Origin of the sequence: Halobacillus litoralis (assembly GCF_020171725.1) — a bacterium.
GTDB lineage: Bacteria > Bacillota > Bacilli > Bacillales > Halobacillaceae > Halobacillus > Halobacillus litoralis_F.
The window spans coordinates 569741-577803 of record NZ_JAIVAJ010000002.1; the positions used below are offsets into that span (position 1 = coordinate 569741).

An 8063-nucleotide genomic window follows, 5' to 3' on the forward strand; every position below is an offset into this window, starting at 1 on the left:
TAAGGGGGCATCCTCTTACATCTTCTTTTTGTCAGGCGAACAAGTGCCTGGGGGTGGATTGTAATGTCAGAAGAAAAAGCTACGAAAGATATTGAAATGAATGTAACCGATCATTTGCAGGAACTTAGAAAACGCGTGATTTGGACCCTCGTCTTCTTCATCGGATTTTTTGTCGTCGGTTTTGTCTATTATGAAGACCTCTCAGGTTTCTTCATTAATGATATTCCATTCCAATTGAACATGACGAGTCCGGGGGAAATTGTTTGGATCGTGTTCACGATTGCCAGTCTCGTTGCGATTGTAGGCACGCTTCCTATACTTAGTCTTCAAGTTTGGTTGTTTGTAAAACCGGCTTTGACACCGAAAGAGAAAAGAGTGTCCCTTTCCTATATACCGGCTATCTTTTTACTGTTCTTAGGCGGTCTTACGTTTGGGTATGTGGTCTTTATTCATTTTATTCTGCCGTTTTTGCTTAATTTGAATAATGGGGTCTTTAATGAAATCTTCACAGTTGAGCGCTATTTCAAGTTCCTATTCCGCGTCACCATTCCTTTTGCTGTACTATTTGAAATTCCCATCCTGATCATGTTCCTGACGAGTCTCGGAATTGTCAATCCGGTATTTTTGGTGAAGGTCAGAAAGTATGCTTATTTCGTTCTCGTCATCATCGGGACGATCATTTCACCGCCGGATTTCATCTTACAGCTTGTAGTAGCGGTACCTCTTATCGTTCTATATGAAGTAAGTATCGTTCTTTCGAGAATTGTGTATCGCAAGAAGCTGAAGAACCACAAGGAATTTATGGAGCAGGACTAAGGACAGGAATCCCTCTTATTCGGAGGGATTTCTTTTTATATCTTTTGAACGTAGCAGACATCCGTGTTAAAAAAGAAGTATTAGAATGCGAAGGAGATGAATAGGATGCGTTCCTTTTATCACTATATGATGAGATACAGAGGCAATAAAGAAAAGAACGACGAGAAGAGATTGGCCGACTGGATGTTCGACGACCATGGGTTTCCGAAGCAATCGGCGTCTTATGACGAGATCAGTCGGTACTTGGAGTGGAATGCTCCATTTCCAACAGCTTTATCAGCCTTCGATCGTCTATATGAAGCGTATCAAGTAGATGAAGGATAGGAGTTGAAACTATGAAAATTCTACATACAGCAGACTGGCACCTCGGTAAGATTGTTCATAACGTCCATATGACAGATGATCAGCGGGAAATGCTTGATGATTTTGTAGAGCTTGTCAAACAGGAAGAGCCGGATGCCGTCATCATCGCAGGAGACCTTTACGACCGGTCGATCCCTCCAAAGCAGGCTGTCGAGTTGTTGAATGATACGTTGACTGTGTTAGTCAATGACCTCAATGTGCCCGTGCTTGCAGTCTCCGGCAACCATGACAGTCCCGACCGCCTGCAGTTCGGTTCAGAGATGTTCAAAAGACAAGGGCTGTTTCTTGACTCGAAGCTGAAAAAAGAACGCGAACCGGTTACCCTCCATGACGACCACGGTCCTGTTCACTTCCACCTCATTCCGTATTTAGAGCCTGCAGAGGTAGCCTATGTGTTCGAGGACCCTTCAATCAAAACACACCAACAGGCCGCCGAGCGGATCGTCGCAGACATCAAAGAGCGATTCTCGATGGATGAACGCCATGTGTGGATCGGGCATGCATTTCTTGCAGGAGGTATGGAATCCGAGTCAGAAGAGCGTTTGTCCATGATTGGCGGAAGTCCTTACGTAGAGGCTGGCATGTATCATGATTTCACATACGTTGCCCTCGGGCATTTACATCAGCCGCAACGCGTGACGAAAGATACGATCCGTTACAGTGGGTCCTTATTAAAGTACTCGTTTTCTGAAGCCAATCATAGAAAGTCGGTGACGATCATCGAGCTGGATGGAAACGGTGTATCTTCCATCGATCAACGCCCTCTTGTCCCGAAACGAGACTTTGAAGTCATAGAGGGGTATTTTGAAGAACTGTTGGATGGTCAGGCTGCGTCGAACCCCGAAAATTATCTACACGTCAGACTTCTAGATGACGGCCAGCTGCTTGATCCGATGGGGAAGCTTCGGAAAGCTTACCCGAATGTTCTGCATCTTGAGCGGGTTCAAAAAAATGCGAAAACAGACTTTCAGCAGCTAGAGAAGGTGAAGGAAAGACAGAAACGTTCTCCTGAAGAATTGTTTATGTCATTCTATGAAGATATGAAAGGTGAATCCATCCCGGAGAATCGTAGGGAGCTCGTCCAAAAAGCCATCCAGAGCTTGCAGGATGAAGAGAGGGGGAAATGATATGCAGGCATTGACGTTAACAATGAATGCGTTCGGCCCTTACCGTGATAAACAGACCGTGGATTTTTCCCTTCTGGGCGACGAATCCATCTTTCTTATCACAGGACCGACTGGAGCAGGAAAAACGACGATATTTGATGCGATGTGTTTCGCTCTTTACGGACGTGCAAGCGGAAGTGATCGTGACCAGGATTCGATGCGAAGTCACTTTGCGGATGAGGATGACCCTACCTACGTTGATTTTCAGTTTGAGCTGCGAGGCAGGCAGTACCGCATTGTCCGCATGCCTAAACAATGGAGGAAGAAAGAACGGGGAGAGGGACTCAAGGAAGACCCTGCCAGGAGCGAGATTTTCATGATCACCGACGGGGAAGAGAAACTGCTCGCTTCTAAAATCAAAGAAGTGAATGAGTACGTGGAGGACATTCTCGGTCTTGATTATGAGCAGTTCCGAAAGATGATCATGATTCCGCAAGGCGAATTCCGGAGACTCATTTCTGAAAATAGTAAAGAACGGGAAGAAATTTTACAACGGATCTTTAAAACGCATTTCTATGCCGACTTGACTGAATACTTCAAGAAGGAAACCAGTTCCTTGAAGGAAGAAATGAACCAATTCCAAACCAGGATTGATCATGCTGTAACCAATATCCATTGGGGGGCGGACCTTCCTGAGAATCTCGAGGACCTTCAACCGAAAGAATATCTAACCCTTCTTTCAGAGCGACTGAATAGTCAGCAGAACGTATTAGAAGAAGCGAAAAAAGACGTGGATACTCAGTCCGACAGGGTTGAAAAGAAACAGGAAGCTTATCAGGAAGCGAAACATTTGGATTCACTCTTCCAATCTAGAGCAGAACTTGAACAGGAACAGAGTAAGCTTAAAGAGCAGGAAAGGGAAATCCAAAAGGCAGAAGAACAACTGAAACAGGCCAACCAGGCCGCAGAGCTTCAGCCTTATGAAAAGCACTTGAAAGATAAGGAAGCTGAACAGGAACGTCTCTATCAATCGTTACAGGAGAAAAGAGAACAGAAACAGACGCTGCAGTCCGATTTTGTAAAAGTAGAAGCCGAATTCGAAGCGGAGAAGAACAAAGGTGATGAGCGTGATACGCTTAAAAATCAATGGGAAAAGCGGAAAGAAGAGAAGAAGCAGCTTGAGGAGTACCTCCTCCTTAAGAGGCATTACGAAAAATCTCGAACGGCTATTCAGCAGAAAGAAGAGCGTTTGAAATCCAAGCAGGAGCAAAAACAAACGAACAGTAAAGAAAAGGAACAATTGCGGGCGATTATAAAAGAGGGACGCTCTTCACAGAACCGGCAATATGAACTGAAATCAAAACTGGATCAGGCGCGAAACGAGTATGAGAAGCTTAATCGTCTTGAGAAAGAATGGAACAAGCTGATCCAACTAAGAGAGTCGTATCACTCTTTCATGAAGACCTATCGACTTCTTGAAAAGAAAGCTCAGGAAGCGAAGTCATCTTATGAGGGTGTCTTGAATGAAATAAGATCTCATCATGCCTACACGTTGTCGAAGGGTTTAACCGACCAGAGCGAGTGTCCGGTATGTGGATCCGTCCATCACCCTTCACCAGCAGGTAAACCTTCTAACATACCAGACGAGCATGAAATCGAATCCTTAAAACAGCAGGCTGAAGAAGCGGAAAATCGATTTCAAAAAGCTCAAGCTCAACTCATAGATGTGAAAGCAGAAGGAGAGTCTCAGCGTCACCTTGTCGATGCTTTGAAAAGCGAGATCACCGATCAAGAGGAGAAGCTTGAGAAGAAGATGTTCACCACCTGGTACAGTGAGAAAAATGAAGAAATCGCTAAACTGAGTGCGGAGCACGAAGCGGCTGTGCAACAGGCGGAGCGTCTTGCCCGAACAGAGAAGCAGTTAGAAGAGCTTGAGTCAAAAGAAAGCGTTCTGTCAGACGAACTTGACGCCCTGAGGACAGAAATGGCCAAAGACAAAGAAGAGTCCGTCCGTTATCAAACGCAGATGAACCAGTTCCTTGAACAGAGAGAATTTGAAACGTTCGAGCCTGAGGAGCTTGATGCGTGGATCGAAGCTGCAAAGAATACCTATGAGAAAGCGGCTGGCGCCTGGCAAGCCATCCATGATCGGTATCATCAACTGCGGGATCAGCTTCAGAAAATTGAAGCCTCTGAGTCGGAAGTGTCCCATTATTATGAACGAGTGAAGCAAAGTGCTGGAGATGCGAAGGAGTCCTTTGAACAAGCGTTTGATCAATCTGTTTTCACGACCTTAGAAAATTACCGGTCCGCTCTCCTTACAAAACATGAACGGGAGAAGATCCAAGAATCGATTGACCAATACAAGCGAAAGCAAGCGATGATCGACGGTCGGTTGGAAGAAGTGAAACAAAAACTAGAAAGCGTGGAGAAGCCTGACCTTCCTTCATTACTGGAGGAATTGGAAGCACAAAAGGGTAAGCTCAAGGAAACCCAGCAGCGCCTGAATGAGCATACGATGATGTATCAGCAGAACCAAACCGTCTATGAAGAGATAGACATGCTGTTAACCAATCAAGGGGACCTGGCTAAGAAATATTATGATATTGCAGAACTCGCCGGGCTTGCGAAAGGGGATAATGCACTCCGATTATCGCTCGAGCGGTATGTTCTCGCAGCCTTTCTGGATGAAATACTTGTTCAGGCCAACATGCGTCTCGATCAAATGACGGACCATCGCTATCAACTCGTCCGAAGTGATGAAATCGCGAAGCGGGGGGCTCAAAGTGGCCTTGATCTCGAAGTCATCGACCATCATACAGGCCAAAAGCGTTCTGTCCGAACCCTTTCAGGGGGAGAGGGGTTCAAGGCTTCTCTTAGTCTCGCTTTAGGGATGGCAGACGTCGTTCAAGCTCATGCAGGAGGCGTTCAGCTTGATACGCTGTTTATTGATGAGGGATTCGGTACGTTGGATGATATTTCCCTCGCGCAGGCGATCGATTGCCTGAGGGGGCTGAAGGACGGGAGCCGTATGCTCGGAATCATTTCCCACGTCGCGCAGTTGAAAGAGGAAATACCCGCCAAACTCCAAATCCAGTCGACACCTCAAGGGTCTTCTGTGCAATTTACGTTCCAATAGTTTCTTGATTTCTACAGCTTGTGCCAAAAGCAGCCGGTTATTTGCCGGCTGTTTTGTCACTTTATGCGCTTGCCCGGGAAATAGTGAAAGGAAATAAAAAAACGCAAGGGGAGGAAATGACGTTGAAAACCTTCAATAATGATTGGCGTTCCATACTGGAGCCTGAATTTCAAAAAGAATATTACGAAGCGTTACGAGAAACGTTAAAGCAAGAATACCAGAATGAAACGGTGTACCCTCCGATGGACGATATCTTCTCAAGCCTCGATTATACGTCTTTCTCAGGCACAAAAGTCGTGATCCTCGGTCAAGACCCCTATCACGGACCGAACCAGGCTCACGGGTTCAGCTTCAGTGTTCAGCACGGAGTGACCGTTCCGCCTTCATTGCGGAACATTTTCAAGGAACTGCAGGAGGATGTCGGGGTGGAACCACCGGGTCACGGCAATTTGACGTCTTGGGCGAAGGAGGGGGTTCTTCTATTAAATAATGTATTAACCGTCCGGGCTCATCAAGCCCATTCTCATCAAGGGATCGGCTGGGAGCGATTTACGGATACAGTCATTCAAGCTTTAAATGAGCGGAGGACTCCTGTCGTCTTTATTTTATGGGGAAGGCATGCTCAGAAAAAAGGGAAAGGCATCGATACGACGAAGCACCTTGTCTTAACCGCTCCACACCCGAGCCCTTTAGCTGCTCACCGGGGCTTTTTCGGTAGTCGTCCGTTTTCAAAGGCGAACCAATTTCTCCTCGATACGGGCCAAGAACCAGTCGATTGGTCGTTGGACGTGGCACCAGCCCAAACCAGAACAGAATGAAGGCATATGCTACAGTATTCTAGTTCTACGGAGGGATTAAGATGTTTCCGATGGGTCAACCACCACTTCCTCCCGGCGGTTCTTTTCCTGGGTTTCAACAGGCTTTTGCTCCAGGACTTTCCAGATCAGTCGCCCCGTTTATGAATCAGACCGCCCAAACAGGCGCTCGTGCCTTTGGGGTACCGGGCTTTTCGCCTGCAAGCTTCGGCGCACCCGGCTTTTCCATTCCTGGCTTAGCTGGCGGTGCGAATGTAGGCTCTCAAGCGGCAAACGCCGTTGCAGGTGCTGCTAAAACAGGCGGTGCCGGATGGCTGTCTCACATGCAGACAGCACTGAAAGCGATGCAAAGTGCGGCTCCGATGGTCCAGCAATATGGTCCGATGATGAAAAACATTCCGGCTATGATCAACATGATGAAACTGATGAACGAACCGGACGATGATGAAGAGGTAGAAGAGAGTACAACAGCATCTAAGAAAGAGGAGTCATCTTTCAACTTTGAATCGTCAAGCGAAGTGTCTTCGCCTAAAACGGCGAAGCGTCAAGGTACATCACAGCCAAGGTTATATATCTAAGGCTGTGCATGTAGCTTGATTTTTTTTGCGGAATCCGAAAGAATGGGAGAAAGAAAGATCTAGAGGGACAACCTCTAGCGCTTAATTGTGATGTTCCGAACATTGAGGAGGAATTGAAATATGAGTGAATCACTACAGTTAGCTACATTTGCAGGCGGGTGCTTCTGGTGTATGGTCGAGCCGTTCGACGAAAGGCCCGGAATCGAAAACATCGTATCCGGTTACACAGGCGGTCATACAGAGAACCCTACCTACATGCAAGTCATCACAGAGACAACAGGTCATAAAGAAGCAGTGCAAATTACGTATGATCCTGAAATTTTCCCTTATGAACGCCTGGTCGAATTGTTCTGGCAGCAGATTGACCCGACAGATGCAGGGGGACAATTCGCAGACCGAGGCGAATCCTATACGACAGCGATCTACTACCATAACGAAGAACAGAAGCAGATTGCCGAAGAAAGCAAAAGACGCCTTCAGCAGTCAGGTATCTTCAAGGATCCCATCGTGACCCCTGTCCTTCCGGCCGAAACGTTTTACGAGGCAGAGGACAAGCACCAGGATTATTATAAAAAGAATGCGTTTCACTATAAGCGTTACAAGAAAGGCTCAGGGAGAGCGGACTTTATTAAAAACACGTGGAAGCTCGAGAAAAATAAAGAGGAACTTAAAAAGCAGCTGACAGACATTCAATATAAAGTGACGCAGGAAAATGGAACCGAGCGCCCTTTCCAGAATGAATACTTTGATCATGAAGAAGAAGGCATTTATGTCGATATCGTCTCTAAAGAGCCACTCTTCAGTTCGAAAGATAAATACGATGCCGGCTGCGGTTGGCCGAGCTTTACGAAGCCGATCGAGAAGCAACAGGTGGAAGAAGAAATGGATACGTCTCATGGTATGATTCGAACAGAAGTGAGAAGTCAACAAGCCGATTCCCACCTCGGCCATGTATTTGACGATGGACCGAAAGATCAAGGCGGCCTCAGATACTGCATCAACTCTGCTGCCCTTGAGTTCGTGCCTAAACAGGAAATGGAAGAGCGAGGATATGCCCATTACCTTTATCTATTCAAATAACTTTTAAAGCAGCGACCGGGACAAAGAGCAGAACCTGCTCTTTGTCCCCAGGCTGTTGAGAAACTTTCCTCAACAGCCTTATTTTTCTATATATTTCGACAATTACATTGTATAATGAAGAAAATGAATCAAGGAGCGATGCCCCATGATGGGTACACCGGTCAAC

The 8063-nt window shown here is 46.4% G+C and carries 7 protein-coding genes; all 7 read left to right on the top strand.

Features of this window, described 5'->3' with window-relative positions:
• Window positions 1-63 precede the first annotated feature (63 nt).
• The 7 genes from tatC to msrB all read left to right on the top strand — a co-directional run bounded on the left by tatC (window position 64) and on the right by msrB (window position 7897).
• The gene (gene tatC, locus LCM20_RS07405; protein ID WP_225194788.1) at window positions 64-816 is read left to right on the top strand and encodes a twin-arginine translocase subunit TatC; all 753 of its coding nucleotides are present in this window, start codon (window positions 64-66) and stop codon (window positions 814-816) included.
• A 105-nt stretch (window positions 817-921) separates the two neighbouring features.
• Window positions 922-1140 (top strand): YozE family protein, encoded by a 219-nt coding sequence (locus LCM20_RS07410; RefSeq protein ID WP_225194789.1) that lies wholly within the window; start codon window positions 922-924, stop codon window positions 1138-1140.
• A gap of 11 nt (window positions 1141-1151) precedes the next feature.
• Entirely contained in the window at window positions 1152-2306 is a 1155-nt protein-coding gene (locus LCM20_RS07415; RefSeq protein WP_225194790.1) for an exonuclease SbcCD subunit D, read from the top strand.
• 1 nt (window position 2307) lies between these two features.
• Complete coding sequence (locus LCM20_RS07420; RefSeq protein ID WP_225194791.1) at window positions 2308-5424, top strand: AAA family ATPase; 3117 nt, start codon at window positions 2308-2310, stop codon at window positions 5422-5424.
• A gap of 116 nt (window positions 5425-5540) precedes the next feature.
• Window positions 5541-6242 carry a uracil-DNA glycosylase gene (locus LCM20_RS07425; RefSeq protein ID WP_225194792.1) on the top strand — a complete coding sequence of 234 codons (702 nt, stop codon included), beginning with the start codon at window positions 5541-5543 and terminating at the stop codon, window positions 6240-6242.
• 41 nt (window positions 6243-6283) lie between these two features.
• Window positions 6284-6817, top strand: coding sequence for a YqfQ family protein (locus LCM20_RS07430; RefSeq protein ID WP_225194793.1), 534 nt, complete (start codon window positions 6284-6286; stop codon window positions 6815-6817).
• A gap of 120 nt (window positions 6818-6937) precedes the next feature.
• Complete coding sequence (gene msrB / locus LCM20_RS07435) at window positions 6938-7897, top strand: peptide-methionine (R)-S-oxide reductase MsrB (RefSeq protein ID WP_225194794.1); 960 nt, start codon at window positions 6938-6940, stop codon at window positions 7895-7897.
• Window positions 7898-8063 lie beyond the last annotated feature (166 nt).

What these genes read in the sequence shown, in the direction of transcription:
- msrB (WP_225194794.1), top strand. Translation starts at nt 6,938, where the DNA reads ATGAGTGAATCACTACAGTTAGCTACATTTGCAGGCGGGTGCTTCTGG.
- LCM20_RS07425 (WP_225194792.1), top strand. Translation starts at nt 5,541, where the DNA reads ATGACGTTGAAAACCTTCAATAATGATTGGCGTTCCATACTGGAGCCT.
- LCM20_RS07420 (WP_225194791.1), top strand. Translation starts at nt 2,308, where the DNA reads ATGCAGGCATTGACGTTAACAATGAATGCGTTCGGCCCTTACCGTGAT.
- LCM20_RS07415 (WP_225194790.1), top strand. Translation starts at nt 1,152, where the DNA reads ATGAAAATTCTACATACAGCAGACTGGCACCTCGGTAAGATTGTTCAT.
- LCM20_RS07430 (WP_225194793.1), top strand. Translation starts at nt 6,284, where the DNA reads ATGTTTCCGATGGGTCAACCACCACTTCCTCCCGGCGGTTCTTTTCCT.
- tatC (WP_225194788.1), top strand. Translation starts at nt 64, where the DNA reads ATGTCAGAAGAAAAAGCTACGAAAGATATTGAAATGAATGTAACCGAT.
- LCM20_RS07410 (WP_225194789.1), top strand. Translation starts at nt 922, where the DNA reads ATGCGTTCCTTTTATCACTATATGATGAGATACAGAGGCAATAAAGAA.